Origin of the sequence: Mesorhizobium sp. B2-4-18 (assembly GCF_006441385.1) — a bacterium.
GTDB lineage: Bacteria > Pseudomonadota > Alphaproteobacteria > Rhizobiales > Rhizobiaceae > Mesorhizobium > Mesorhizobium australicum.
The window spans coordinates 309,900-336,343 of record NZ_VFUW01000006.1 but is presented as its reverse complement, the minus strand read 5'-3'; the positions used below and the strand labels follow the sequence as shown (position 1 = coordinate 336,343).

The window sequence follows — 26,444 nt, the reverse complement described above, 5'->3', positions numbered from 1 at the left end:
GAACTTCACGCCGGCCGCTGTCAATGCGGCTTTGGAAAGGGCGCGCGATGTCGCAGATGCAGAATGTCGAACGGCAGCTTCGCGAGATGATCCTGGCGCTCGAGATCGGGCCGGGAGAGCGGCTGACCGAACGCTGGATCGAAAGCCAATTCGGCGCCTCGCGCACGCCTGTCAGGGCGGCGCTGCTGCGGCTGGAGACCGAGGGGCTGGTCGGCAGGGACGGGCGCGGCTGGACCGTTTCGCCCATCAATCTGGCCGAACTCGAGCAGGTTGCGGTCTATCGCGAGGCGGTCGAGATCGCGGCATTGCGGCTGACGTGCGGGCAAGCCGACAAGAGCGCCATCGATGTCATCGAGGCGATGCTCGATTCCTGCGACGAAAATACGCCGCGCGAGGAGTGGCATCGTGTCGGCATGGATTTTCACATCGAGCTGGCGCGGCTCTCCGGCAACGAATTCCTGTTCCGGGCGGTTCGTGACGCGATGACGCGTCTGTCGCGCGCCCGCTGGCTGGAAGTGCGTGACGAGACGGCCCTTGGCCGTGCCTGGGTCGAACATCGCGCCATTCTTGCCGCGACACGCCTCGGTCAGGCTGATGAAGCCGCGCGGCTGCTGTCGGCCCACATCGTCGGCAGCCGTGATCGGCTGGTGACGTCGCTTGCCAACGACCGACGTGGCCTTCGCGCCAGGGGATTTGCCGTCGTCGCCGCTTAGTGCGGTCCATGCGCTGCGGCGCGCTGGCCGGAAAAACAGACGGGTCTGACGTGAAGCGCACTTTCGGCCTCGCTTCAAGGAAGCCGATGGCGTAAGAGCGGCGATGGAAAACAACCGGTTTGAAACACCTGTGACCGTCAAATCCGTCACGGCGGGAAGCACTCAGCTCTTGCGTTCGGCAAGGGAGGCTTCCGATTACCTCCTCAACAACTGGCCCGGCAAGCGCAGCCCCAAGCATCGTGCGGCGCTGCAGGCCTGTCACGACGCGCTCGCCGGCGACAAGCCGGCGATGAATGCCAGGCGCGCTTTCATCGCCGCGGCGCGGGAAGTGGATGTCTTCATCAGCGACAAGGCGCCAGCCTGATATTAGCTCGCGGTTTGGGCTGACAATTGGATTTGAGGCTCGGCCCGCATTAGCGGGCCGGATGCCGTTAATCCTTCGTTTCGGTCTCAGTCTCAGGCTTCGTACGTTCGCGCGCGGCAACCTTGGCCGCCAGCTTTTCAGCCTTCTTGGCCGCTTTCTGGCGGTCGCGCTCCTTGCGTTCCTGATCGTAGTTTGGTGCTCGCGCCATGTCGGCTCCTTTTTGTGACTGCCTTGCGGCCCTGAGCCTGCCTAGGAGCATTAGCCGTCAAACACAACAGCCGAAGCGATAATGCGTGGCTGCTGGCATCGAAGAGATGCGGGCGCTTGCCAGATCGGCGCCACAATGATGTAGGACATGCGGGCGCCATGGATTGAGAACCGCCCGTTTGTTTTGATCAAGTGACCGATGGCCACAATTTCGCGGACCGCAGCAAAAATTTTCTATTATGCGAGAAACGTCGCGCGCGATGTCGCTCCGCAAGCGTTGTTTCGTGCCCGGCTGGCTGGCCGTCTCGAAAGGGCCAGGCTTTCCGGTGAGGCGGCGCGCCGCAGGCTGAATTACTACAACAAGTTGCAGGATGGTTTCGCGCCAAGCGCCGATGCCATGCGCATCGGCAAACTGCCCTTCACGCCGACCATGTACTATTACGACCTCAAGGAGTTCGCCCGCTACTTCGATCCCGGCCTGCTCATCGACCTGGAATTCGGCGACGTCAGGAATGTCCCCAAGGTGCCTTCGATCGTCAAGGACCGGCCAATCTGTGCTGACGACAAGAACGCGATCATCATGAAACTCGACAAGTTTCGTCATTTCCAGATGCCGGCTGACGCCATGTCGTTCGCCGACAAGCTGCCGTCCGTTGTCTGGCGCGGTGATCTCAACAATCCGATCAGGACAAGATTTCTGAACGCTGTGCGCGACCTGCCGTTCTGCGATGCCGGTTCGCACAAGCCGAACGCACCGCCCGAATACGCCAGGCCTTTTCTCAGCATCAGCCAGCACCAGCGCTATCGCTACATCGTCTCGCTCGAGGGCAACGACGTGGCGACCAATCTCAAATGGATCATGAATTCGAAGTCGCTCTGCATGATGCCGCCGCCGACCTATGAGACCTGGTTTGCGGAGCGGCAGCTCGAAGCCAACGTCCACTATGTGCCGCTCGCGGCGGATTTCTCGAACCTTGAGGACCACGTCGCCTATTTCGAGCGGAATCCGGCGGAGGCGGAGCGCATCATCGCGGCTGCGAACGCCTATTGCCGGACATTCGACGACGAACAGACCGAGCAGACGATCTCCCTGCTGGTGCTCTACAAATACTTCGTGCTGTCGGGCCAGATCAAACCGGATGCCGAGGTGTGGCGCTACATAACGGGCTAGTTGCGGCGCTCGGTCGAGGCCGCCAGCCGCATTCGGGCGCTATCGGAATGCGTGGCTGGATGGTAGGGCAATCATGCTGCGGGAACCATCCCGACCTTCACTTGTTCAACCGCGTTTATCTTTGATCAAAAGAGTCCATGGCCACCCTCCAACGAACGACGGCAAAGGTCTTCTACTATGCGCGGAACGTCATGCGCGATATCGCGCCCCAGGCGATCTTCCGGCGGCGATTGGCCAGCCGCCTGCAGCAGGCCAGGCTCTCGGACGAGGCCGTGCGCCGGCGACTGAATCACTACAACAAGCTGCAGGACGCTTTTACACCAGGCCCGGATGCTGTGCGCATCGACAAGATACCGTTTGAACCGAGCATGTACTATTACGACCTGAAGGAATTTGCCCGCTATTTCGATCCATCATTGCTCATCGACCTGAAGTTCGGTGATGTCATCGGCGTGCCCAAGCTGCCGACCCTCGTCAAGGACCGGCCGATCCGCGCCGACAACGGCAATGCCGTCGTCATGAAGTTCAACAAATTCCGCCACTTCCACATGCCCCTCGATACCGTCGCCTTCGCCGACAAGCGCCCTGCCGTGGTCTGGCGCGGCGACCTCAACAACCCGATCAGGACACGGTTCCTGGATGTCGCGCGCGACTTGCCGTTCTGCGATGCCGGTTCGCACAAGCGCAGCGCACCGGCTAAGTACAGCAAGCCTTTCCTCAGCATCAGCCAGCACCTGCGCTATCGCTACATCGTCTCGCTGGAGGGCAATGACGTGGCGACCAACCTCAAATGGATCATGAATTCCAACTCGCTCTGTCTGATGCCGCCGCCGACCTACGAAACATGGTTTGGCGAGAGCCAGCTCGAGGCCGGTGTCCACTATGCGCCGCTCGACCCGGATTTTGCCGATCTCGGCGAAAAAGTGCGCTATTTCGAAGCGCACCCGGCCGCGGCGGAGCGCATCATCGCCGCAGCCAATGCCTATTGCCGCAAATTCTCCAATGAACGGGACGAGCATGCGATCTCCTTGCTCGTCCTCTACAAATATTTCGTGCTCGGCGGCCAGATCGAACCCGATCCCGAACTCTGGCGGTTTATCGGCGGCTAGCTCTTGCTCTCTGCCTGACGCTGATCAGATATCGCTGCGGTCGAGAACCAGGTCGGCTGGGCCGAAGCGATCCTTCGCTGTCAGTTGCTGGTGCCAGTAGGGGTAGAGCAGAGCCGGCCGGCTGACCGCGTCGAGGCGCTGGCGTTCTTCGGTGCCGAGCTTCAGGGCCGCCGCCGCAAGGTTGTCCTTGAGCTGAACGTCATTGCGGGCACCGATCACCAGCGAGGAGACGGCAGGGCGTCCGAGCAGCCAGGCGAGCGCCACCTGCGCCGCCGAGACGCCACGATCCTTGCCGATCTCGACCAGCACATCGACAATCCGCCACAGCCGGTCCTCGTCGCGGATCGGCGGCTCGGACCAGCCGGCAAGCTGGCGAGCGGTCGGGCTGTCGCGGCGGTATTTGCCCGACAGCAGGCCGCCGGCGAGCGGGCTCCAGACCAAAACGCCCAGCCCTTGGTCGACCGAGATCGGCAAGAGCTCGTACTCGGCCTCGCGCGCTTCCAGCGTATAGTGGATCTGCTGGGTGACGAAGCGTTGCTGGTGACGGCTGTCGCTGATGGAAAGCGCCTTCATCACCTGCCAGCCGGAATAGTTGGAGCAGCCGATGTAGCGCACCTTGCCCCGGCTGACCAAACTGTCGAGCGCGGCAACGGTCTCCTCGAGCGGAGTGAGGCCGTCCCATTGGTGGACGAAATAGATGTCGATGACATCGGTCTTCAAGCGCTTCAGGCTGCTCTCGCATTCACGGATCAGATGATGGCGCGACAGGCCCTCGTCGTTCGGGCCCTTGCCGATCCGCATCCGCGCCTTGGACGCGATCAGCACATCGTTCTTGCGCTTGCCGCCGAGAGCTTCGCCTATGATCTCTTCGGAGAGGCCGTTGGAATAGACATTGGCGGTGTCGATGAGGTTGATGCCGGCATCGATGCACATATCGATCATCCGCTTGGCTTCGGCGAGATCGCTGTTGCCGACCGCGGCGAAGGGCCCGGCGCCGCCGAATGTCATGGTGCCAAGCGTCAGTGTCGAAACCTTCAGGCCGGAACGGCCAAGGGTGCGGTATTCCATGTCAGATCCTCACGATTTTGTTGAAGAGGCGTGCCGGCAAGGCAGGCCTGGAAGGCGACCGCGCATTTGTAGGACAATTCGGCCGGCTTGTCGCCATGCGACGACGGTCGATCGATCAGACATCGCGGAATTTGCAACGTCGGCAATTGCGCCTGTGCTGCAATAAAACCGTCACCGCCGGCCTATATTGAAGTCGGCTCAGGTGTTTCCATTCCCGGCCGCCGGCCAGCAATTTGGAGCGCCCAGTGGTAACCGACAGGGCTTGCAAGCGGAGCAGTTGATATGACCGAGCTGAAACAGAATTCCCCTGCCAAGGACTGGCTTGAAGCCGAGCTCGCCGACACGCTCGACGAGGACTATGAGCTCGAAATGTCGGAGCCGGCCCTCTCGATGGAGATCGCCAAGATCTACAAGAACTCGCATCCGCCTTCGATCGATCGCATGCAGTATTTTCGCGACCTGATCAGCCTCCAGTCCGAATTGATCAAGCTGCAATCCTGGGTCGCCTACCACAAGAAGAAACTGGTGGTGATATTCGAGGGCCGCGACTCCGCTGGCAAGGGCGGCGTCATCAAGCGCATCACACAGCGGCTCAATCCGCGTATCTGCCGCGTCGTGGCGCTTCCGGCTCCGACCGAACGCGAGAAGTCGCAATGGTATTTCCAGCGCTATGTCCCGCATTTGCCGGCAGGCGGCGAGATCGTTTTGCTCGACCGCTCCTGGTACAACCGCTCCGGCGTCGAACGGGTAATGGGTTTTGCCAGCCCCGAGCAGGTCGAGGAGTTCTTCCATGACGTGCCGGAGTTCGAGCGCATGCTGGTGCGCTCGGGCATCACCGTGGTCAAATATTGGTTCTCGATCACCGACGAGGAACAGCAAATGCGCTTCCTGATGCGGATCCACGACCCGATGAAACAGTGGAAGCTGTCGCCGATGGACCTGCAGTCGCGGGTGCGCTGGGAACACTACACCAAGGCCAAGGAGGAGACCTTCGCCCGCACCAACATTCCCGAGGCGCCCTGGTTCATCGTCGAGGGTAACGACAAGAAGCGCGCGCGGCTGAACTGCATCGACCATCTGCTCAAGCAGCTGCCGTATGAAGAGGTGCCGCACGAGGAGATCACGCTGCCGGAGCGCGTCTTCAACCCGGAATACGAGCGCCAGGTGCTGCCGCGCGAGCTTTACGTGCCGGAGAAGTATTGAGCGAGAGTTTTGTCTTTCTCCCCGTATAGTGACGGGGAGAAATGGGCTTTCGTCGAGGGTTTCTCCACCTTACGCCCGTTTGATGACGACGTGCGTGGCCAGTGCCGTCGCAACCTGTTCGCTGCACTGGTAGCCAAGATTCAGCATGTCGAGGCCCGCAAAAAGGTTCTCGCCTCTGCCAAGCAGCACCGGCGAGATCGCCACGTGCATGTCGTCGATCAGCTTTTCCTGCAGATACTGCCGGATGGTGGAGATGCCGCCGCCGACCCGCACATCCTTGCCTGACGCGGCGGCTTTGGCCTGTTCGAGAGCCGAATGGATGCCGTCGGTTACGAAATAAAAAGTCGTGCCGCCTTCCATCACGATGGGATCGCGCTTGTAATGCGTCAGCACGAAGGTCGGGACGTGATAGGGCGGATTGTCGCCCCACCAGCCCTTCCAGCTGTCGTCAGGCCACTCGCCCCGGATCGGCCCGAACATGTTGCGGCCGAGGATCCAGGCGCCGACATTCTCGAAGCTGCGCGCCGCAAAGTCTTCGTCAACGCCTGTCTCGCCGCCTTCCTGGCCAAACATCTTGCGGAAGGTGCGAGTGCTGAAAGCCCATTTGTGCAGGGCCGGTCCGCCGACACCGAGCGGATTTTCAAGGCTCTGATCGGGGCCGGCGCCATAGCCGTCAAGCGACAGGCTGAAAGCGTTGACGCGAAGTTTGGACATGAGAACCTCCTCCTTGAGAACCAGTTGTCTTTTGCAAGTGGTTTCTTCTAGCAAACTGATTTTGAATTGCAAGTGGTTTTTCGAGCCGGAAAAGGTATTTCCGATTGCCGCCAAGCTACGGCCGCCGCCTCCTTGGCCGGTCGGTTGGCGCGCGACGATCTCAAGGGCCTCGCTGTGGCTGATCGTCAGTCTGCGGGCGGCAAGCGCCTCCCGCATGGCTTTCGCCATCGTCTTGGCATCGCGATAGGCAAGCATGTCCGTTTCCTCGGGTCACGGCAAAGCCTTCGTCAGTGCCGCATTGCCGACACCTTCGCCCGACGGTAAACCGGGTCAGGAAGCATCCTCAGGAAGCGTTCGCCATACCTCTTGGCCGAGGGTGCGGGCTGTCGGCCGCTTCCATCATAGCTGCAGCCGCCAGTTTTTGTCAGCGGGTTTTCGATAGAACCGCCGACCAGTCGAAAGAGTGGTGACATCTACTGAAGTGCCTTGCCCGGCAAGTCGGGCTACCCCTTCAGCATCACAGCCACTTCGGGTGCGAAATAGGTCAGGATGCCGTCGCAGCCGGCGCGCTTGAAGGCGAGCAACGATTCCAGCATCGCCTTCTCTCCATCGATCCAGCCATTGGAATCAGCCGCCTTGATCATCGAATATTCGCCCGAGACCTGGTAGGCGAAGGTCGGCATCTGGAATTCGTCCTTCAGCCGGCGGATGATGTCGAGATAGGGCAGGCCGGGCTTGACCATCAGCATGTCTGCGCCCTCGGCGAGGTCCTGTTCGGCCTCGCGCACCGCCTCGTCCGAATTGGCGTGGTCGATGTAATAGGTCTTCTTGTCGCCCTTGAGCAGACCGGCGGTGCCGACCGCCTCGCGATAGGGGCCGTAGAAGGCCGACGCGAATTTTGTGGCGTAGGACATGATCGCCACGTCCTGGAAACCGTTGGCGTCGAGCGCGTCGCGGATGGCGCCGATGCGGCCGTCCATCATGTCGGACGGCGCGATGATGTCGGCGCCGGCCGCCGCCTGGATGACGGCCGCCGCGGCGACCTGTTCGACCGTCTCGTCATTGACGATGATGCCGTCGCGCAGGATGCCGTCATGGCCATGGCTGGTGAACGGGTCGAGTGCGGCGTCGGTGATGATGCCGATCTCGGGTACCGCGTCCTTGATGGCGCGTGTGGCGCGGTTGATGATATTTTCCGGGTCGAGGATGTGGGAACCCGTCTGGTCGCGCAGGCCGAGATCGACGTTGGGGAAGGTGGCAAGGGCCGGGATGCCGAGCTTGGCCGCCCGTTCGGCCTCCTTGACGGCAAGGTCGACCGAAAGCCGGAAGACGCCGGGCATGGCGGCAATCGGCTCTCGGACATTCCTGCCCTCGACGACGAAGATCGGCCAGATCAGGTCGTCGACCGAAAGCCTGTTCTCCTGCACGAGCCGGCGCGACCAGTCGGCCTTGCGCATGCGGCGCAGGCGGCGGCTGCCGGTGACATCGTCGACGCTGCGCGCGCCGGCAGCTTTTGCTGGGGTGAATTTGTTCATGGCCAAAACTCCGGATCGGCGGCTTTTACCACGAGCTTTTGGTGCTGACCAATGCGACACGTTTGTGCCAGTGCCGAAAGCCGCCACAGCGCTGTCCCACCACGCCTATTGGTTCAGGGCTGCCCGTTGCCCGAAAGGATCTGTGCCGCGCCTCCGATTGCCACACGGAACGCGTCGTCGAAGCTGACACCGCGCACCTGCCAACGATAGGTCTTGCCGTGATCGGCCAGTCGCCAATCGGCGACCCAGCCCAGTTCCTTGTCGCTCCACACGATGCTGCCGGCGAGCGCTCGGTCGCCTCCGGCTTGCTTGGCCACTCGATCCAGCCTTGCCATGTCCGTCGCGCGCAGCGCTTCTTCGCCCAAGCCGGCAAGTTGCGCGGCCTTGGGAAACGCGACATGCATCAGCATCGGCCCGCTGGCATTGACGAAGGATTCGCGCATCGTCTCGCCACGCCCTTCCTCGGCGCTCAGCATGAAATGCCGCGCGCCTTGTTCGGTCGTGAGGAAGACGGTGAGTGTCGGCCGCTCGCCAAGCCAGGGCCTGCTGCCGAGCGACGCCAGCAGCCTGTCGATCGCATCAGGCTTGTAGAAGCAGGTGAGATCATGCGGCCGGTCATGCGTCCCTTGCTCGTCATGGATCGGAATGCCCTCCATCCGGTCATGGTAGCGGAACGAGTCGACAAAGCTGCCGGCCTTGTCGCGCAGCGCGTCCATTTCGCGTCTGGCAAGCAGCCGCTGATCGCCCGAAACACGGACGAGCACCTTGTCGAGGCAGGTCCTGAAGCCGAGCTGACGATTTTCTTCACCCTGGCCGGTGACAATGGTCTGCGAGTGGTAAAGGTCGCCAAGGTCGGCTGCCCCCGCGGGGACATTGGTTGCCCACAAAAACGACAGGCAACTCAGAACAAAGGCAAAGCGCAAAAAATGCGGCATGGCTAACTATCCTGCTCTCGGCCTGTCGTAGCGGCCACCAATGTCTAGCATCGGCGACCGCTAGCCGCCAAGATCGAGGCGGCCGGGCTGCAGCCATTGACGCACCCATGTGCCGCCTTTAGCACTTCAGTCCCGCAGGCGCGGGAACAAGGATTCTCTGGCGATGGATTTTGGTGGAGGCGACGAAATTCGCTTCGAAAGGTTGGGCAGGGCCGGGGTCGTCACGCTGACGCGGCCGCAGGCGCTCAACGCCGTCACCCATCGCATGATCAAGGCACTGGGCAAGGCCCTGCGGTCTTGGGAGCGCGACGAGGGTGTGGATGTCGTCGTGGTCAAGGCCGAGGGCAGGGCGTTTTCGGCCGGGGGCGACATCCTGCACATCTACGAAGCCGGCCGGGCTGGAAACCCACCGGTCGAATTTTTCGCCGACGAGTATCGCCTCAACGCCTACATCGCGCGTTTCAAGAAGCCCTATGTGGCGCTCATCGACGGTATCGTGATGGGCGGCGGGGTCGGCATTTCCTTCCACGGTTCGCACCGGGTGATGACCGAGAATGCCCAGTTCGCCATGCCGGAGGTCGGCATCGGTTTTTTCCCGGACGTCGGCGCCAGTCATCTGCTGCCCGACCTTGGCGGTTCCTTCGGCATGTACCTGGCGCTGACCGGGAACCGCATTCGTTATGGCGATGCGCTGTGGTCGGGGCTGGCCACCCACACCATCAAGGCTGAAGACCAGGCAAGCTTCCTCGATCGGCTGGCGCTGACGGGCGATCCGGAATCGGTGCTGCGCGGTTTCTTTGTTCCGGCCAAGCGGGAGACCGACAGGCCGATCCTGGAGGCGATCTCCCGCCATTTCGCCCAACCGTCGCTGCCGGATCTGATCGAAAGCCTGGACCGCGCGGGCAATGACGAATTCGCCACCGGGACGCTGGCAACGATCCGCACGCGCTCGCCGACCAGCCTTCGCGTCGCCTGGCGACAGATCAGCGCCGGGCAGACATTGTCGATGGACGACTGCATGAGGATGGAGTTCCGCATCCTGAACCGGATGCTGGCCGGCCACGATTTCTACGAAGGCATCCGCGCCGCCATCATCGACAAGGGCTCGAAGCCGCAATGGCGGCCGGCAGCGATCGATGCGGTTAGCGAGGCGGATGTCGAGGCCTATTTTGCCCCGCTCGGCGATCGGGAGCTCGAGTTGTGAGCGAAGTGACATCGAGACGCGTCATCCTGCAGCCCTCGACGGTCGAGGTGATCTTCGCCTGGTTCCAGCGCGTCATCGCGGGCTACTGCCTGCTGTTCGGCATCCTCTACTGGATCAAGCTGATCGGCTTCTATCCGGGCTCGCTGTGGCGGTTCGACCTTATGCCGGTGCATTGGCAGGTGGCGGCGGTGATGCTCGCCGTGTTCTTTCCCTTCGCCGCGGCGGGGTTGTGGATGCTGGCGTCCTGGGGTCCGGTGATCTGGTTCATCTGCGCGGTCACGGAGACGGTCATGTATGCCGGCTTTCCCGAGCTTTTCGGCCATCGTCTGCTGATTATCGTCTCGCATGCCTGCGTGGCGCTGCTCTATATCGTCTTTCGCGTCGTCATCTACCTGCAGAAACGACCGGCACGGCACTAATGCATGTCGCCCGGAAGTGTCCTCGGTTCCGGGACAACGACATGCATAAAATCAGAAGCCCGCGGCGGGCGAATCCTATTCGCCGCGACATGCTGCAAGCCCTTGTACGCGTTGACGACCTGGCTACCGCCTGAATCCGGTGCGGCGATCATTGCCTAAATCTTTAGGTTAATCATCCTTGCTCGGGTGACCGTTCGTTAAGCGTCTTGCGAAACCTCTTACCGGTAAGCTCTTGTTAGCCCTAGCGTTTAAGTCGAATTTTATGAGTATTCGATAGTGTCGCGATCAAGGTGAAAAACAAAAAATCACCAAGGCGACAAACGAGAGGCAAAGACAATGATCAATTCGCGTCCGGCGGCGAAGACCGCCAACGTTTCCGACGATCGCCGCGAGGCTATCCGTTCCCTGTACATGGAATCGCTGCAGCTGGTCGAGCGCCTGCACCGCCGTCTGCTTGATGTCATCAAGGACGAATTCGACCGCAACGGCCGCTCCGACATCAACGCCATCCAGGCGCTGCTGCTCTTCAACATCGGCAATTCCGAGCTGACCGCCGGCGAACTGCGCTCGCGTGGCTATTATCTCGGCTCCAACGTTTCCTACAATCTGAAGAAGCTGGTCGATCTCGGCTTCATCAATCACCAGCGCTCGCGCATCGACCGCCGTTCGGTCCGTGTCTCGCTGACGCCGAAAGGCAATGAAGTGGCAGACGTGGTTGCCGGTCTCTATGAGCGCCATGTCGGCTCGATCGAACAGGTCGGCGGCATCAACACCGACGAGTTCAAGCAGATGAACCGCGCTTTGCAGCGCCTCGACCGCTTCTGGAACGACACGATTGCCTACCGGATGTAAGAGCATCCTGGAAACGGAGCCCCGCCGCAGAAGCGTGGCCGAAACAGCGACCTCCAGTCAGGGCCGGTGCCGAAAAGCACCGGTCTTCTCTTTTCGCGCGTTCGGCCAAAGCAAATTACGGGCCAAGGCCACGTTGCCGCCATATTCCAATGGAACCGAGAGCGGCAGTGATGCTGTGGTGAAGACCATGCGTCCACCCGCAACCGTGTCGCGCCCCTTGCCTTGGTCGCCAATGTGATACGGACCATGGTTGGCTAATTGTTAAGATTGCCGATTTTAGAGTGCGGGCGAGATCGCGCGATGGTCGACGCAGCAAGTGATCGAACCGCTACAAGAATGTCTGGAACGTCCATGAGAACCAGCCGCCGCTTTTTCCTTTCCGGAGCCTCCGCGCTCGCCGCCGCCGTGATGGCTGGGCGTGCGAATGCGCAGGATGTGATCGGGGATATCCTGAAATCCTCGGCCCGCGGCAACTGGGACGATCAGTTCGATGCCCGCGCCAGCGAAGGCGGCAAGGTGGCCTCGACGCTGCCCATCTTCAGTCCCCAGACCGTCGCCTTCACCGAGCAGGCGGTCGCGCAGTATCAGAACATTGTCGGGCAGGGCGGTTGGACGGACGTTCCCGCGACCAAGAAGCTGCAACTCGGCGTCGACGATCCGGACGTGGTGCCGCTGCGCAAGCGCCTGATGGTTGCGGGCGACCTGTCGCAGAGCGCCGGCATTTCGACAGCGTTCGATTCCTATGTTGACTCGGCGGTCAAGCGTTTCCAGTTGCGCCACGGCCTGCCGGCTGACGGTTCGATGGGCAAATACACCTACGCCGCGATGAACGTTTCGGCGCAGATCCGGCTCGGCCAGTTGCAGACCAATCTGCAGCGGCTGAAGGAAAAGGCCGGCACGCTGGGCAGCCGTTATGTGCTGGTCGACATTCCGGCGGCGCAGATCGAAGCGGTCGAGAACGACCGCGTCGTGCTTCGCCACACCGCGATCGTCGGCAAGATCGATCGCCAGACGCCGATCGTCAATTCCAAGATCAACGAGATCATCGTCAATCCGTACTGGAACGCCCCGGTCTCGATTGTGCGCAAGGACATCATTCCGTTGATGCGGAAGGATCCCGATTATCTCAAGAACAGCCATATCCGCCTGTTCGCGCCCGATGGCAGCGAAGTCGATCCGATGAATGTGGACTGGTCGACGGACGATGCCGCCAAATACCGTTTCCGCCAGGATCCCGGTTCCGAAAACGCCATGGCGTCGGTCAAGATCAATTTCCCGAGCCCGGACGGCGTCTACATGCACGACACGCCGCAGCAGAGCCTGTTCGGCAAGATGATGCGCTTCGATTCCTCGGGCTGCGTGCGTGTCCAGAACGTGCGCGATCTCGTCACCTGGATCCTTCGCGACACGCCCGGCTGGGATCGCCAGCATTTCGAGGCGGCCATCAAGACCGGCCAGAACACGCCGATCCAGGTCACCAACCCGGTGCCGGTGCATTTCCTCTATCTCTCTGCCTGGTCGACAGGACCCGGCGTCGTCCAGTTCCGCGACGACGTCTATGCGCTCGACGGCAACAGCGAACTGCAGATCACGTCTTCGCTGTAACGAGCTGATATTTTTTCCAAAAAGCCGCTCTCAGGGGCGGCTTTTTTGTTGCGGACGCCGTCAGATCCACTCATTCGGCCGGCTGGACGAAGCTCAGGCGATTGGCGATGGTCGGCAAACAGCCGGGATCGTGCCATGGACGTCGCCATCTTCATTCTCGTCGTGCTCGTCTTCGTTGCGCTGTCGGGCGCGCTCGTCCGGCTGGTTCGGGTGCCGCTGCCGGTGCTGCAGATCGCCATCGGCGCGGCCCTTGCCTGGCCGGCCAAGGGCCTGCATGTCGAGATAGATCCGGAGCTTTTTCTGCTGGTGTTCATCCCGCCGCTCCTGTTCGGCGACGCCTTCGCGGCGCCCAAGCGCGAACTCGTCGCCTTGCGCGGACCCATACTCGATCTCGCCGTCGGGCTCGTCTTCTTCACCATTGTCGGCTTCGGCTATGCCTTGCATTGGCTGGTGCCGAGCATTCCGCTCGTCGTCGCATTCGCGCTGGCTGCCGTGCTGTCGCCGACCGACGCCGTGGCGGTGTCCGCGATCGTCGACAGGAATGTGGTTCCGTCCCGGCTGATGCACATATTGGAGGGCGAGTCGCTGCTCAACGACGCGTCGGGCCTGGTCATGTTCCGCTTTGCGGTGGCGGCGGCATTGACCGGCAGCTTCTCCTTCGCGGGAGCCTCGCTCAGCTTCCTCTACGCCGTCGCCGCCGGCATCCTGGCCGGTGTCGCGGCGCTGTTTATCGCCGCCAAGGCGCTGCAGCTGCTCAACCGCATCGGCGGCGTGCCAGCGGAGGCGCAGGTTCTCGTCATGATCCTGCTGCCTTTCGTCGCCTATCTCGGCGCCGAGCATGTCGGTGCTTCGGGCATCCTGGCGGCGGTCACTGCCGGCCTGTTGACCGGGGCTTCCGGCATGTACCGCTTCCTCGGTGTGTCGGCGCGCATGCAGACCCTGTCGCTTTGGGCGACGCTCACTTTCGTCTTCAATGGCGCTCTGTTCATCCTGCTCGGCCCTGCAGCTTCCCGACGTCATCCGCAAGGTCCCACCGGAACTGTCCAGCCGTCATTGGCTGATCGAGCCGGTGGCGACGGTGCTGATCCTGACGCTCTGCCTGATCGGACTGCGCTTCCTGTGGATCTGGGTCGGCGACATCGCCCAGGCGATCGCGGCGCGCATCGGCAAACGCGAGTCCGAGCCGTTCGGATTTCGCGTCCGGCTTGCCGGCTCCGTGGCCGGCGTGCGCGGCGCCATCACGTTGGCGGGCATCCTGTCATTGCCGCTCGCTTTGCAGGACGGCTCTCCCTTTCCGGCACGCGATGTGGTGATCTTCCTTGCCGCCGGCGTCATCATCTGCTCGCTTCTGATCGCCAGCCTTGCCTTGCCCAGGATAGCGCGGGGGCTGGTCGAGCCGGGCAAGGATCCGGCGGCGGCGGAAGAGCGCCGGGCGCGCGTCGGCGCCGCCAATGCGGCGATCGCCATGATCGAGAGCATCGCCAATGAGGCGGGCGAGGGCGAGGCGGTCCAGGCCCGGCTGGCCGTCGCCGACAGCATCGTGGCAGGCTACCGTAGACGCATCGCGGCTTCGGACGAAGCCGACGAGGCCCGCGCCGAGGCTCGCGAGGCCGGCAGGCTGGAACTGGAACTCAGGGCGGCCGGCATCGAAGCCGAGCGTGCAGCGCTGCGCGCCATGTTCCGCAGCCAGGAGATCAACGATCACACGATGCGCGCGCTGTTTTCTGAAATCACCTTGACCGAGGCCTTGTTGAAGCAGCGGCGGGACAGGAAATAGCGATCCGCCGCGATCCGTTGGCGCAAACCGGCCAGCAAATTTCGCGCTGCAAACGTGGCGAGCCCAAAACAACTGTGTTAATGGCCCGGCGAACGCAATGCATGTCGCCCAAGGCCGTTGAGTGGTTCGGGACGACGGCGTGCACGAATTTGCCCTTCCAACCCTAGGGGAACTCAGGCCATGGCAACAGCAGCGGCGGCGTCCAACAAATTCGAATCCTTCTTCGAAACCACTTTGGAAGATGCCGATCCGGAGATCTTCGGCGCCATCCGCAACGAGCTCGGTCGCCAGCGCCACGAGATCGAACTGATCGCCTCCGAAAACATCGTCTCGCGCGCCGTGCTCGAGGCGCAGGGGTCGATCATGACCAACAAATATGCCGAGGGCTATCCGGGCAAGCGCTACTATGGCGGCTGCCAGTTCGTCGACGTGGCCGAGGAACTGGCCATCGAGCGTGCGAAAAAACTGTTCGGTTGTAACTTCGCCAACGTCCAGCCGAATTCCGGCAGCCAGATGAACCAGGCGGTGTTCCTGGCGCTGCTGCAGCCCGGCGACACTTTCATGGGCCTCGACCTCAATTCCGGCGGACATCTCACCCATGGCTCGCCGGTCAACATGAGCGGCAAGTGGTTCAAGGTCGTCTCCTATGGCGTGCGCAAGGACGACCATCTGCTTGACATGGACGCCATCGAAAAGACCGCGCACGAGACCAAGCCGAAGCTGATCCTGGCCGGCGGCACAGCCTATTCGCGCATCTGGGACTGGAAGCGTTTTCGCGAGATCGCCGACGCCGTCGGCGCCTATCTGATGGTCGACATGGCGCACATTGCCGGCCTCGTTGCCGGCGGTGTGCATCCCTCGCCCCTGCCGCACGCCCATGTGGTGACGACCACCACGCACAAATCGCTGCGCGGCCCGCGCGGCGGCATGATCCTGTGCAATGACGAGGATATCGCCAAGAAGATGAACTCGGCGGTGTTCCCCGGCCTGCAGGGCGGACCGCTGATGCATGTCATCGCCGCCAAGGCGGTAGCCTTCGGCGAAGCGTTGAAGCCGAGCTTCAAGGTCTATGCCGAAAGCGTGGCCGCCAACGCCAAGGCGCTTGCCTCCAGCCTCAAGGAAACGGGCCTCGACATCGTCTCCGGCGGCACCGACAACCACCTGATGCTGGTTGATCTCAGGCCCAAGAACGCCACCGGCAAGCGCGCCGAGGCGGCCCTTGGCCGCGCCAACATCACCTGCAACAAGAACGGCATCCCCTTCGATCCGGAGAAGCCCTTCGTTACCTCTGGCGTGCGGCTCGGCACGCCCGCCGGCACCACGCGCGGCTTCGGCCAGGCCGAGTTCCGCGAGATTGGCAAGCTGATCGCCGAGGTGCTGGATGGGCTCAAGGTCGCCAATTCCGACGAAGGCAATGCCGCGGTCGAGGCGGCGGTCAAGTCCAAGGTCGTCGCATTGACCGATCGATTCCCCCTCTATCCCTATCTCGGTTGATCGCTTATCTCGGTTGACCGGGCGCGAAGCGTCATCTTTTATCCACCGGCATCGCGTCACCCCTGATCGGGTGACGCATCGAACCGGAGAATTGATGATGCGCAATTTCTGTCTTGCTTCTCTCGGCGCCTTCGGTTGGCTGGCCGCCTGCGGCCCCGTTTTGGCGCAGACGCAGCCCGCCGCGGACATGCCTGCCACCAGCACTTTCGGCCGGTGGACGACCATGGTCGATACGCTCGACACCGGCCAGGACGCGCACAAGACCTGCGCGGCTTCCACAGCCTTCTTCGATGCGAGTGGCAATTCGGGCACGCTGACATTGTCGATCTCGACCGGCGACGCGCTGCCGCCCGATGCTTATCCGGCAATCTTGATCACCATCGACAACAAGAGCCTGCTAACCGGCAAGAAGATCGCGGCGACTTTCGGCGACCCCGGCGTCAAGGTTTCGACGACTGTCTATTCCAATGACGCCGTCAACGGCCGTCCGAGCTGGACGATCGACAACCAGGCCAAGGCCAGTCTTGCGCTGCTGCGGGCCATGCGCCAGGTTACCTCGCTCGATGTGGCTTTCGGCAAGCAGGCTGTCGCCAGCATTCCGATGGACGGTTTTACAAAGGCCTATCGCAATCTCGGCGCGTCTTGTGGCTTTCCAACCAAGGACGTGGCGCCATAGCGGGCTGGCCGGCGCAACTGCTTGCCGTGCTGGCAATCTTCCTCGCGCCTCGCTATCTCTGAGGTACGGCAGGCCGTGGAAAAGCGGAACTGCTTCAATCCGCACCGGAAAGGTTCTAAGCCTTTCACCCCACCAGATTCGCGAACCCAAGGCTCTCCATGCGCTGTCCCTATTGCCAGTCCGAAGATACGCAGGTGAAGGATTCGCGCCCCGCCGAGGATGGCGCGGCGATCCGCCGGCGGCGTGTCTGCCCCGATTGCGGCGGCCGTTTCACGACATTCGAGCGCGTGCAGTTGCGCGACCTCGTCGTGGTCAAGAAGTCGGGACGAAAAGTGCCGTTCGACCGCGACAAGCTGTTGCGCTCGGTCGAGATCGCGGTGCGCAAGCGCAATGTCGATCCCGAGCGCATCGATCGCGCGGTGACCGGGATCGTGCGCCAACTGGAAAGCTCCGGCGAAACGGAAGTGGCCTCGGGGGAGGTCGGCCGGCTGGTCATGGATGCGTTGAAATCGCTCGACGATGTCGCCTATGTGCGCTTCGCCTCGGTCTATCGCAATTTCCGTGAGGCCAAGGATTTCCACGAGCTGCTCGGCGAGCTGAAGGGGGACGAAGAAAAGAGCGAAGAGGACGCCGGCTGAGCATGGCAGCACCGCAACGCAGCGAGGCCGAACAAGCGGCCCTTGACCGCCGTTTCATGGCCGCGGCCTTGCGGCTGTCGCGCAAGAACGCCGGACGCACCTCGACCAACCCTTCCGTCGGCACCCTGATCGTGCGCGATGATGGGACCGGACCGATGATCGTCGGTACCGGCGTCACCGCCGTCGGCGGCCGGCCGCACGCCGAGACCGAGGCGCTTGCCGAGGCCGGCGAACTCGCGCGTGGCGCAACCGCCTATGTCACGCTCGAGCCTTGCGCCCATCACGGCCGCACACCGCCTTGCGCCAACGCGCTGGTCAATGCCGGCATCGCGCGTGTCGTGGGTGCCGCCAGTGATCCCGATCCGCGGGTCTCCGGCAAGGGTTACGCCATCCTGCGCGAGGCCGGTGTCGAAGTGGTCGAAAAGGTCCTCGCCACGGAAGCTGCCGAACAGATGGCGGGCTATTTGATTCGCTCTCTGAGAAAGCGCCCGGAAGTAATTCTGAAGCTTGCGCTTTCCAGCGACGGCAAGATCGGCAGGGAAGGCGCCGGCCAGGTCGCGATAACAGGCGACATGGCGCGCCGCGAAGTCTACCTGATGCGCGCCGAGGCGGACGCCATCCTGGTCGGCATCGGCACGGCGCTGGAAGATGATCCGGCACTGACGGTGCGTTTGCCCGGACTGGAGAACCGGTCGCCGGCACGCATCGTGCTCGACCGCCAGATCAGGCTGCCGGAGGGCTCGAAGCTGGTGTCGGGCGTCGATCGCGTACCTCTTTATGTGGCGGCTTGCCTGGAGGCCGATCCGCAGCGCCGGGCCGCGCTCGAGCGCGCCGGCGTGCGCTTCATCGGTACGGAGACGCACGAGGGCGGCGTCGCATTGCCGGAGCTGCTCGAGGATCTGGCGGCGCTTGGCATGGCAAGCGTGCTGGTCGAGGGCGGCGCCAAGGTGGCGAGCGCCTTCCTGGCCGACGGGCTGGTGGACCGCATCGTGCTGTTCCAGGGACCGGAAGCGATCGGCCAAGATGGCATTGCATCGCCTGTCGACGCTGACCATGTCCCCGTGGGTTTTCGCAAGCTGCGCGAGATGCGGTTCGGCGAAGACGGTTACGCCGAATGGATCAGGGATTTTCAGGGATAGTGATCGATGTTTACCGGGATTGTCACCGATATCGGCACCGTGGCCGCCATCAAGCCGCTGCGGGAAGGGGTGGGACTGCGCATCGACACCGCCTATGATCCCGAGACCATCGCCATCGGCGCGTCGATTTCCTGCGGTGGCGTCTGCCTGACGGTCACGGCTTTGCCCGACAGCGGCTCGAACGCGCGCTGGTTCGAGGTCGAGGCCTGGGAGGAGGCGCTCAGGCTGACCACGGCGTCCGGTTGGAAGTCCGGCACCAGGATCAATCTGGAGCGGGCGCTGAAGATCGGCGACGAGCTTGGCGGCCACATCGTTTCGGGCCATGTCGACGGTACCGCCGAGATCGTTGAACGCAGGGACGAGGGCGATGCGGTGCGCTTCACACTCGAAGCGCCGCGCGATCTGGCGAAATTCATCGCGCCGAAAGGCTCCGTGGCGCTGGATGGCACCTCGCTCACTGTCAACAGCGTGGCGGGCACCCGCTTCGACGTGCTGTTGATCCATCATTCGCTGACCGTCACCACCTGGGGCGAGCGCAAGGCAGGCGACCGCGTCAATCTCGAGATCGATACCATGGCCCGCTACGCAGCCCGGCTGGCGGAGGCGGCGAAAGAGGGGCTTTGATCGCCTGCGGGACAGTCCGACCCACGGCAAGCTGATACGCGTCGGGCAATCTTCCGCTTGCGATCAAACCGGCTTCGGCCTAAGTCACCGGCGACTCCGGAGACATCTATGGCTGGCACATCCCAACACGGCAAGGCGTTCATTCGTCCCAAGAAGAAGGCTCACCTCCTCGTCATCGAGGCGCGCTTTCACGACGACCTCGCCGACGCACTGCTCGATGGCGCGACAAGCGCGCTCGACGAAGCGGGCGCGACTTACGACGTCGTCACCGTTCCCGGTTCGCTTGAAATTCCCGCGGTGATCACCTTCGCGCTCGACGGCATGGCCGAAGGCGGGACGGGCTATGACGGTTTTGTCGCCCTCGGCACGATTATTCGTGGCGATACCTATCATTTCGACATCGTCGCCAATGAATCCAGCCGTGCGCTCATGGACCTGTCCGTGCAGGACTCGGTCTGCATCGGCAACGGTATCCTGACCACCGAGAACGATGTGCAGGCGTGGACGCGGGCCAAGCGCTCCGAAGGCGACAAGGGCGGCTTTGCCGCGCGCGCGGCGCTGACCATGATCGCGTTGAAGGAACAACTGGGAGCGCAATCGTGAGCGAACCCGCTTCGCCCGGACAGCCTGCGGTGCGCCACGCCAACAAGCGCGGCGCTGCCCGTCTGGCCGCCGTGCAGGCGCTCTATCAGATGGATGTCGCCGGCAGCGGCGTGTTCGAGATCACCGCCGAGTACGAGGCGTTCCGTCTCGGCAAGGAAGTCGACGGCGCGCTCTATCGCGAGGCGGACGCGCAGTGGTTTCGCGCCATCCTGACCGGCGTCGTCGAGAACCAGAAGACCATCGATCCGATCATCCGCCAGGCGCTGACCGACGACTGGCCGCTGTCGCGCCTCGATTCGACGCTGCGTGCCATCCTTCGCGCGGGCGTCTACGAACTGATGAAGCGCGAGGACGTTCCTGTCGCGGTCATCGTCACCGAATATGTCGACATCGCCAAGGCCTTCTACGAAGAAGACGAGCCGAAGCTGGTCAATGCCGTGCTCGACCGCGTGTCACGCCGGGTGCGTGGCGAGGGACGCGGCAAGGACGCTTCGTGACCGCCATCGCCGTCGAGGCGGGCAAGGAGGCGCGGCGCACCGCGCTGATCCTCGCTGCCTCGCAGGCGATCATCGGCTCGGCGGCTCCCATCGCCATTTCCATGGGCGCGCTGGCCGGGCAATATCTGCTCGGCGCCGACAAATCCCTGGCGACCGCGCCGATCACCGGCTTCAATCTCGGTGTGGCGCTAGGCGCCTTGCCCGCGGCCGCCATTATCCGCTGGCTGGGGCAGCGTGGCGGTTTCATGACCGGAACCGTGGTCACCGCGCTCGGCGGGCTGGTCGCCACCCTGGCTCTATTCCACGGCAGCTTTTGGCTGTTCGCGTTCGCGTTGCTCGTCATCGGTGTCGGCGGCGCCTTCGTCCAGCAGTTCCGTTTTGCCGCGGCCGACAACGCGCCGCCGGCGTTCAAGGCCCGCGCCATCTCCTTCGTGCTCGCCGGTGGCATCATCACCGCCATCGTCGGGCCGCAGATCGTCATCTTCACGCGCGAATTATTCGCACCAGTCATGTTTGCCGGTTCCTTCGCCTCGATCCTGCCGCTGGCGGCTGTCGGCGCCGTCATCCTGTCGTTCCTTCGTTTGCCGTCGAGGACCGCGAGCAAGGTGGACGTTGCCGACGGCGATGCCCGACCCCTTTCCGAAATCGTCACCAAGCCGCGTTTCGTCGCGGCGCTCTTCTGCGCCGTCGGCAGCTACGCGCTGATGAGTTTCGTCATGACCGGCGCGCCGCTCGCCATGGTGGGCTGCGGCCTGTCGGAGGACGATGCGACGCTGGGCATCTCCTGGCACGTCATGGCGATGTTCGGGCCAAGCTTCTTCACCGGCTCGCTGATCCATCGTTTCGGCGCCGAGCGCATTGTCGCCCTCGGCCTGCTGTTGCTGATCGGCTGTGCCGTCGTTGCCTTGTCGGGCCTGGCGCTGTGGCAGTTCTGGACGGCGCTGATCCTGCTCGGCCTCGGCTGGAATTTCAGCTTCATCGGCGCCACCGCCATGGTGGCGGCCAGCTACCACCCTTCCGAAAAGGGCAAGGTGCAGGGCTTCCACGACTTCGTCCTGTTCGGCTCCGTCGCCTGTGCGTCGCTGATGTCGGGCATGGTCTACAACGCCTGGGGCTGGACGATGCTCAACTGGATGATCTTTCCGGTCGCCGCACTTTGCTTCGTGGCACTCGGCGCGCTGAAGATCACAAGCTTGCGGCCGGCTTGACGCGAATTCGAAAGCTATGCGTCCGGCGGCAGAACCTGAAGCACCCGCGCTATGAACATATGGAACTCAGCCATGTAATTGCGCAGGAAATCCTCAGTGGATTCAACCGTCACCTCGCCGTCATCCGTGATCAGTCCCGGCGTGAACTGGATATAGGCTTCGGGCGCGTTCATCTGCGGTGAGTTGCAGAAACTCAGCACGCTGCGCAGGCTTTGTTGGGCGACAGCGGTCGCGATCGCGCCCGGCGATGTTCCGATGACGGCCGACGGTTTGCGCGCGAATGAATTCTTGCCGTAGGGGCGGCTGGCCCAGTCGATCGCGTTCTTCAGTCCGCCGGGGATCGAGCGATTATACTCCGGGGTGACGAACAGCACGGCCTGGACGGAGGCGATCGCCTTTTTGAAAGCCTGGGCGGCCGGCGGGAAATTGGCGTCGTAGTCGTAACTGTAGAGAGGCAGATCCTTGAAGCCGATTTCCGTCATTTCGAGCTCGGGAGGGGCAAGTTGAACAAGCGCCTTCGCGAGCTTGCGGTTGATGGATGCCTGGGCAAGGCTGCCGATGAGATAACCGACCTTGTGTATGGCCATGACACGCTCTCCGTGTTTGCCGCCACCCTCGTGGCATTATTCACCCGATAGCGGCCAATCGCCAGCCCGCTGTTGCCGCCAGGCCCAAATCGGCGCGTCCGGAACAAAAATATTGCGCTGGTCCCCCTTCTTATGAAACCGTGTGCCCCGACTGGCCGTTGAAGCCATGCTCATATGCGGCCACCGCATTCCGGTTTACAGCAAGGGGTTTCACAATGTTTTCAGTCAAGGTTCTGGCCAGCGCGGCAATCGCGCTCGCCATCACGGCGGCTTCCGCGAGCGCTCAGGTCGTCGTCTCCTCGAAGATTGACACCGAGGGTGGCGTGCTCGGCAACATTATCCAGCTCGTCCTCAACGCCAACAATATCAAGACCACGGACCGCATCCAGCTCGGCGGCACGCCCGTGGTGCGCAAGGCGATCACCGCCGGTGAGATCGACATCTATCCCGAATACACCGGCAACGCCGCCTTCTTCTTCGAGAAGGCCGATGATCCCGTGTGGAAGGATGCCGCCAAGGCCTATGAGACGGCCAAGAAGCTTGACTACGACGCCAACAAGATCGTCTGGCTGTCACCGGCACCGGCCAACAACACCTGGGCGATCGCCCTGCGCAAGGAAGTGACGGACGAGAACAAGCTCGTCACGCTGTCGGACTTCGGCAAATATGTCGCCGGCGGCGGCAAGGTGGTCCTGGCGGCCTCCGCCGAGTTCGTCAATTCGGCGGCAGCCCTTCCGGCCTTCCAGACTACCTACGGCTTCACGTTGAAGCCGGACCAGCTGATCACCCTCTCTGGTGGCGATACGGCGGCAACCATCGCGGCCGCCGCCAACCAGACCAGCGGCGCCAATGCTGCCATGGTCTACGGCACCGACGGGGGCATCGCGCCATCGGGGCTCGTGGTGCTGACTGACGACAAGGGCGTGCAGCCGGTCTATCAGCCGGCGCCGATCATCCGCGAATCCGTGCTGAAGGAGCACCCGGAGATCGAAACGCTGCTGAAGCCGGTCTTCGCCAAGCTCGATCTCGTCACGCTGCAGGAACTGAACGGCCGCGTGCAGGTCGGCGGCGAGCCGGTCAAGGGCGTCGCCGAGGACTTTTTGAAGAAGAACGGGTTTTTGAAATAGCTGCGCGTCGATAGCGACGTCAGTGCGAGGCGCCTTATGACCCCGCGTTTCGATAAGCTCGGCGTGGTCATCGCTGCACTCGCTGCTTACGCCGCGTTTCTCGCGCCATTCGCCACCTTCCGCGCGAACCGCATCGTTCCCGGCCAGGCACGCTCTATCGTCGAGGCGCTGCCGCAGGCTATAGGGCCGTTGCTGCTCGCAATCATTGTCGCGGCGGCAATCATCGCGCTCCTCAAAACGCCGCTCGTCTTGCGCCTTGCAGCGAGCGTCGTGACGCTTGTCGCGCTGGCGCTGCTCATCGGCGTCGCCGGCACATTCCTCACTCCAGCCGGCAATACCTTTGCTCGGGTCTCGCCGGCATCCGGCTTCTGGATTCTCATCTTCGCCTTCACGCTGTTGCTCGCCGACGTGCTGACCCGGCTCAACCTGTCGCCCTCGGCGCGCGTCGGCGTGCTTGTCGTTGCGGCGCTGGCCATCGGCTTGCTGCTGATTTCGGGACGCTGGGACAGCCTCTCGATCCTCAAGGAATACTCCAACCGCGCCGACAGCTTTTGGGCCGAAGGCTCCAAGCATGTGACCCTTGCTCTCGGCTCGTTGCTTGCCGCCGTGATCGTCGGCCTGCCGCTCGGCATCCTGTGCCACCGTGTCGAGAGCCTGCGGGCCGGCGTCCTCAACGTCTTGAACATCATCCAGACCATTCCCTCGATCGCGCTGTTCGGACTGCTGATCGCGCCGCTTGGCTGGGTCGCGGCCCACGTTCCGGGGGCCGCCGCGCTCGGTATCAGGGGCATCGGCACGGCGCCCGCCTTCGTCGCCCTGTTCCTCTATTCGCTGCTGCCGGTGGTGGCCAACACCGTGGTCGGCCTTGCCGGCGTGCCGCGTGCCGCCAATGACGCGGCGCGGGGCATGGGCATGACGGACCGCCAGCGCCTGTTCGGTGTGGAGTTTCCGCTGGCCTTTCCGGTGATCCTCACCGGCATCCGCATTGTGCTGGTGCAGAATATAGGCCTTGCCACCATCGCCGCGCTGATCGGCGGCGGCGGTTTCGGCGTGTTCGTCTTCCAGGGTGTCGGCCAGACGGCGATGGACCTGGTGCTGCTTGGCGCAGTGCCGACCGTGGCACTCGCCTTTGCCGCCGCCATCATCCTCGACGCCGTGATCGAAATGACCGCCACCAAGCGCAGGGTTGAAACGGCATGATCGAAATCGAAGGCATCACCAAGCGCTATGACGCGACCACTGTCGTCGACGACGTCTCGATGGTCGTCGAGCCGCGTACGGTCTGCGTCATTGTTGGCACCTCGGGGTCCGGCAAGACGACGCTGCTGCGCATGATCAATCGGCTGGTCGAACCGACCGCCGGCGTCATCAAGCTCGATGGTGCCGACAACCGATCGGTGCCGGGGTACGAACTACGCCGCAGCATCGGCTACGCCATCCAGGGCCACGGCCTGTTTCCGCATCGCACGGTGGCGCAGAACATCGCTACCGTGCCGGTGCTGCTTGGCTGGGAAAAGGCACGCATCAAGTCCCGCGTCGACGAGCTGATGACGCTCTACCAACTCGACCCCCAGGAATTTGGGCCGCGCTACCCGCATGAACTGTCCGGCGGCCAGCAGCAGCGCGTCGGCGTTGCCCGCGCGCTCGCCGCCGAACCCAACGTGCTGTTGATGGACGAGCCGTTCGGCGCACTCGACCCGATCATCCGCACCAAGGCGCAAGAAGATCTGCTGGCAATCCAGAAGCGCTTCGGCACCACCATCATCCTCGTCACTCATGACATGGAGGAGGCCGTGCACATGGGGGACAAGATCGCGGTGATGGATGCCGGCAAGCTCGTGCAATATGCAAGGCCGGCGGAGATCCTGGCGAACCCAGCCAGCAGCTTTGTCGAAACCCTGGTCGGAGCCAGCGAAAAACCATTCAGGCTACTGTCGCTGGGGCGGGTACGCGATGCGGTGGAGCAGGGCGGCGCCGAAGGCGAGGCGATCCCCGGCGACGCCAGCCAGCGTGACGCGCTCGCGGAACTTCTCTGGTCCGGCAGGCCGGCGCTGCCGGTGAAGGGTGCCGACGGCAAGCCGATCGGCCGCGTCACCGTCGACGGACTGATCAAGCGCGCGGCGAGGCCGGCATGAGGGCCTGGCTGCCGCTGCTGCTCAGGCTTGCGCTGGTGGTGTTGCTTGTTGCCTTCATCACCAGTCCGGGGTGGTTCGAGCCGTTGCTGAAGCCGCTGACCGAAAACAACGCTCCCGTAATCTACAATCAGGGCAGCCTGCTGACGCTGACGCTGCTGCATCTGCGCACCGTGTTGATCGCGACCGTCGCCGCCACCATCGTCGCGGTGGCGCTCGCCATCCTCGTCACCCGGCCGGCTGGCGTCGAATTTCTGCCGTTGTCGCGCAGCCTGGTCAACATCGGCCAGACCTTTCCGCCCGTGGCGGTGCTGGCGCTCGCCGTGCCGGCAGTCGGCTTCGGCGAGAAGCCGACGCTGATCGCGCTGTTTCTCTATGGACTGCTGCCGATCTTCGAGAACGCACTGACCGGGTTGACGACGCTGCCGGCTAACGTCGTCGAGGCGGCGCGTGGCGCCGGCATGACCGGCTGGCAAAGGCTCACCAAGGTCGAGTTGCCGCTCAGTGCACCGATCATCCTTGGCGGCATAAGGCTCTCCGTGGTGATCAGCCTGGCCACGGCCACCATCGGCTCGACGGTGGCCGCCAAGACACTCGGCGAGGTGATCATCGCCGGCCTGCTATCAAACAATCTCGCCTTCATCCTGCAGGGCGGCCTGATCGTGGCGGCCCTTGCCGTGCTGATCTATGACGGACTGTCGGCGGTAGAGCGCTACACGGCGCGCCGGATGGGTCGCGAAGCGGAATGATCCTCGGGGAGACGGAGGTCTTGCCCCGGATGGTTCCCTAGCGCGATTTCAATCGATCTAAATCCAAGGCCCTTTCGGCTCTGCCGTCGCGGGT

27 protein-coding genes and 2 pseudogenes are annotated in these 26,444 nt (G+C 63.1%); 22 read left to right on the top strand and 7 right to left on the bottom strand.

The genetic code is table 11. The features are described 5' to 3' along the window. Positions 1 to 47 precede the first annotated feature (47 nt). Together FJ527_RS17400 and FJ527_RS17395 are read left to right on the top strand one after the other, a co-directional pair. Entirely contained in the window at positions 48 to 713 is a 666-nt protein-coding gene (locus FJ527_RS17400; protein WP_015318265.1) for a GntR family transcriptional regulator, read from the top strand. 103 nt (positions 714 to 816) lie between these two features. Beyond that, a complete protein-coding gene (locus FJ527_RS17395; RefSeq protein ID WP_015318264.1) occupies positions 817 to 1,077 on the top strand; it encodes a DUF982 domain-containing protein in 261 nt (86 codons plus the stop codon). A gap of 67 nt (positions 1,078 to 1,144) precedes the next feature. Here FJ527_RS17395 and FJ527_RS17390 read toward each other — a convergent pair whose 3' ends face one another. After that, positions 1,145 to 1,285 (bottom strand): hypothetical protein, encoded by a 141-nt coding sequence (locus FJ527_RS17390; protein WP_140823673.1) that lies wholly within the window; start codon positions 1,283 to 1,285, stop codon positions 1,145 to 1,147. A 198-nt stretch (positions 1,286 to 1,483) separates the two neighbouring features. On the opposite strand from FJ527_RS17390, the gene FJ527_RS17385 reads away from it, so the two are divergent. Both FJ527_RS17385 and FJ527_RS17380 read left to right on the top strand, forming a co-directional pair. Next, positions 1,484 to 2,455 carry a glycosyl transferase family 90 gene (locus FJ527_RS17385; protein ID WP_140617068.1) on the top strand — a complete coding sequence of 324 codons (972 nt, stop codon included), beginning with the start codon at positions 1,484 to 1,486 and terminating at the stop codon, positions 2,453 to 2,455. 137 nt (positions 2,456 to 2,592) lie between these two features. Continuing rightward, positions 2,593 to 3,564 carry a glycosyl transferase family 90 gene (locus tag FJ527_RS17380; protein ID WP_140823672.1) on the top strand — a complete coding sequence of 324 codons (972 nt, stop codon included), beginning with the start codon at positions 2,593 to 2,595 and terminating at the stop codon, positions 3,562 to 3,564. Positions 3,565 to 3,588: 24 nt separating this feature from the next. Here FJ527_RS17380 and FJ527_RS17375 read toward each other — a convergent pair whose 3' ends face one another. Next, a complete protein-coding gene (locus FJ527_RS17375) occupies positions 3,589 to 4,632 on the bottom strand; it encodes an aldo/keto reductase (protein WP_140823671.1) in 1,044 nt (347 codons plus the stop codon). Between the two features lie 282 nt (positions 4,633 to 4,914). Between FJ527_RS17375 and ppk2 the strand changes: the two genes are divergently transcribed. Beyond that, on the top strand, positions 4,915 to 5,835 hold the full coding sequence (ppk2, locus tag FJ527_RS17370) for a polyphosphate kinase 2 (RefSeq protein ID WP_015318259.1): 921 nt from the start codon (positions 4,915 to 4,917) through the stop codon (positions 5,833 to 5,835). 69 nt (positions 5,836 to 5,904) lie between these two features. Here ppk2 and FJ527_RS17365 read toward each other — a convergent pair whose 3' ends face one another. The 4 genes and pseudogenes from FJ527_RS17365 to FJ527_RS17355 all read right to left on the bottom strand — a co-directional run bounded on the left by FJ527_RS17365 (position 5,905) and on the right by FJ527_RS17355 (position 9,019). Continuing rightward, complete coding sequence (locus FJ527_RS17365) at positions 5,905 to 6,549, bottom strand: dihydrofolate reductase family protein (protein WP_140661936.1); 645 nt, start codon at positions 6,547 to 6,549, stop codon at positions 5,905 to 5,907. A gap of 156 nt (positions 6,550 to 6,705) precedes the next feature. Then, positions 6,706 to 6,804 (bottom strand): annotated as a pseudogene (locus tag FJ527_RS29840) (glyoxalase superfamily protein); the annotation flags it as partial. 248 nt (positions 6,805 to 7,052) lie between these two features. Then, positions 7,053 to 8,084, bottom strand: a complete 1,032-nt coding sequence (gene hemB / locus FJ527_RS17360) for a porphobilinogen synthase (RefSeq protein ID WP_140787649.1) — start codon at positions 8,082 to 8,084, stop codon at positions 7,053 to 7,055. 113 nt (positions 8,085 to 8,197) lie between these two features. Then, on the bottom strand, positions 8,198 to 9,019 hold the full coding sequence (locus FJ527_RS17355) for a DUF2066 domain-containing protein (protein ID WP_140823670.1): 822 nt from the start codon (positions 9,017 to 9,019) through the stop codon (positions 8,198 to 8,200). A 163-nt stretch (positions 9,020 to 9,182) separates the two neighbouring features. Between FJ527_RS17355 and FJ527_RS17350 the strand changes: the two genes are divergently transcribed. The 13 genes and pseudogenes from FJ527_RS17350 to FJ527_RS17290 all read left to right on the top strand — a co-directional run bounded on the left by FJ527_RS17350 (position 9,183) and on the right by FJ527_RS17290 (position 21,755). Next, positions 9,183 to 10,223 (top strand): enoyl-CoA hydratase/isomerase family protein, encoded by a 1,041-nt coding sequence (locus FJ527_RS17350; protein WP_140823669.1) that lies wholly within the window; start codon positions 9,183 to 9,185, stop codon positions 10,221 to 10,223. Continuing rightward, positions 10,220 to 10,642 carry a DUF6163 family protein gene (locus tag FJ527_RS17345; RefSeq protein ID WP_015318253.1) on the top strand — a complete coding sequence of 141 codons (423 nt, stop codon included), beginning with the start codon at positions 10,220 to 10,222 and terminating at the stop codon, positions 10,640 to 10,642. Before FJ527_RS17350 ends, FJ527_RS17345 begins: the two co-directional genes overlap by 4 nt. A 336-nt stretch (positions 10,643 to 10,978) precedes the next feature. Next, entirely contained in the window at positions 10,979 to 11,494 is a 516-nt protein-coding gene (locus tag FJ527_RS17340) for a winged helix DNA-binding protein (protein ID WP_013896002.1), read from the top strand. Between the two features lie 351 nt (positions 11,495 to 11,845). Then, a complete protein-coding gene (locus FJ527_RS17335; protein ID WP_015318251.1) occupies positions 11,846 to 13,099 on the top strand; it encodes a murein L,D-transpeptidase in 1,254 nt (417 codons plus the stop codon). Between the two features lie 135 nt (positions 13,100 to 13,234). Further along, positions 13,235 to 14,876, top strand: a pseudogene (locus FJ527_RS29905) (Na+/H+ antiporter). A 180-nt stretch (positions 14,877 to 15,056) separates the two neighbouring features. Then, positions 15,057 to 16,370, top strand: coding sequence for a serine hydroxymethyltransferase (gene glyA, locus FJ527_RS17325; protein ID WP_140823668.1), 1,314 nt, complete (start codon positions 15,057 to 15,059; stop codon positions 16,368 to 16,370). 94 nt (positions 16,371 to 16,464) lie between these two features. Continuing rightward, on the top strand, positions 16,465 to 17,046 hold the full coding sequence (locus FJ527_RS17320; protein WP_246677731.1) for a hypothetical protein: 582 nt from the start codon (positions 16,465 to 16,467) through the stop codon (positions 17,044 to 17,046). A 158-nt stretch (positions 17,047 to 17,204) separates the two neighbouring features. After that, positions 17,205 to 17,684 (top strand): transcriptional regulator NrdR, encoded by a 480-nt coding sequence (gene nrdR / locus FJ527_RS17315; RefSeq protein WP_015318247.1) that lies wholly within the window; start codon positions 17,205 to 17,207, stop codon positions 17,682 to 17,684. A gap of 2 nt (positions 17,685 to 17,686) precedes the next feature. After that, positions 17,687 to 18,823 carry a bifunctional diaminohydroxyphosphoribosylaminopyrimidine deaminase/5-amino-6-(5-phosphoribosylamino)uracil reductase RibD gene (gene ribD / locus FJ527_RS17310; RefSeq protein ID WP_140823667.1) on the top strand — a complete coding sequence of 379 codons (1,137 nt, stop codon included), beginning with the start codon at positions 17,687 to 17,689 and terminating at the stop codon, positions 18,821 to 18,823. Positions 18,824 to 18,829: 6 nt separating this feature from the next. Then, positions 18,830 to 19,447 carry a riboflavin synthase gene (locus FJ527_RS17305; protein WP_140823666.1) on the top strand — a complete coding sequence of 206 codons (618 nt, stop codon included), beginning with the start codon at positions 18,830 to 18,832 and terminating at the stop codon, positions 19,445 to 19,447. A 108-nt stretch (positions 19,448 to 19,555) separates the two neighbouring features. Further along, complete coding sequence (ribH, locus tag FJ527_RS17300; protein WP_140617055.1) at positions 19,556 to 20,050, top strand: 6,7-dimethyl-8-ribityllumazine synthase; 495 nt, start codon at positions 19,556 to 19,558, stop codon at positions 20,048 to 20,050. Next, entirely contained in the window at positions 20,047 to 20,547 is a 501-nt protein-coding gene (gene nusB, locus FJ527_RS17295) for a transcription antitermination factor NusB (protein ID WP_015318243.1), read from the top strand. Before ribH ends, nusB begins: the two co-directional genes overlap by 4 nt. Next, positions 20,544 to 21,755 carry an MFS transporter gene (locus FJ527_RS17290; RefSeq protein ID WP_140617054.1) on the top strand — a complete coding sequence of 404 codons (1,212 nt, stop codon included), beginning with the start codon at positions 20,544 to 20,546 and terminating at the stop codon, positions 21,753 to 21,755. Before nusB ends, FJ527_RS17290 begins: the two co-directional genes overlap by 4 nt. A gap of 14 nt (positions 21,756 to 21,769) precedes the next feature. Here the strand turns inward: FJ527_RS17290 and FJ527_RS17285 are convergent, their stop codons facing one another. Beyond that, the gene (locus FJ527_RS17285) at positions 21,770 to 22,342 is read right to left on the bottom strand and encodes an NADPH-dependent FMN reductase (RefSeq protein WP_023773263.1); all 573 of its coding nucleotides are present in this window, start codon (positions 22,340 to 22,342) and stop codon (positions 21,770 to 21,772) included. Positions 22,343 to 22,557: 215 nt separating this feature from the next. Between FJ527_RS17285 and FJ527_RS17280 the strand changes: the two genes are divergently transcribed. The 4 genes from FJ527_RS17280 to FJ527_RS17265 are packed head-to-tail and all read left to right on the top strand — an operon-like array spanning position 22,558 to position 26,350. Next, entirely contained in the window at positions 22,558 to 23,469 is a 912-nt protein-coding gene (locus tag FJ527_RS17280; RefSeq protein ID WP_140718225.1) for an ABC transporter substrate-binding protein, read from the top strand. Positions 23,470 to 23,505: 36 nt separating this feature from the next. Beyond that, complete coding sequence (locus FJ527_RS17275) at positions 23,506 to 24,669, top strand: ABC transporter permease (RefSeq protein WP_140617052.1); 1,164 nt, start codon at positions 23,506 to 23,508, stop codon at positions 24,667 to 24,669. Further along, positions 24,666 to 25,604, top strand: a complete 939-nt coding sequence (locus FJ527_RS17270) for an ABC transporter ATP-binding protein (RefSeq protein WP_140718223.1) — start codon at positions 24,666 to 24,668, stop codon at positions 25,602 to 25,604. The genes FJ527_RS17275 and FJ527_RS17270 overlap by 4 nt, the downstream gene beginning before the upstream one ends. Then, a complete protein-coding gene (locus FJ527_RS17265) occupies positions 25,601 to 26,350 on the top strand; it encodes an ABC transporter permease (RefSeq protein ID WP_140718221.1) in 750 nt (249 codons plus the stop codon). The genes FJ527_RS17270 and FJ527_RS17265 overlap by 4 nt, the downstream gene beginning before the upstream one ends. Positions 26,351 to 26,444 lie beyond the last annotated feature (94 nt).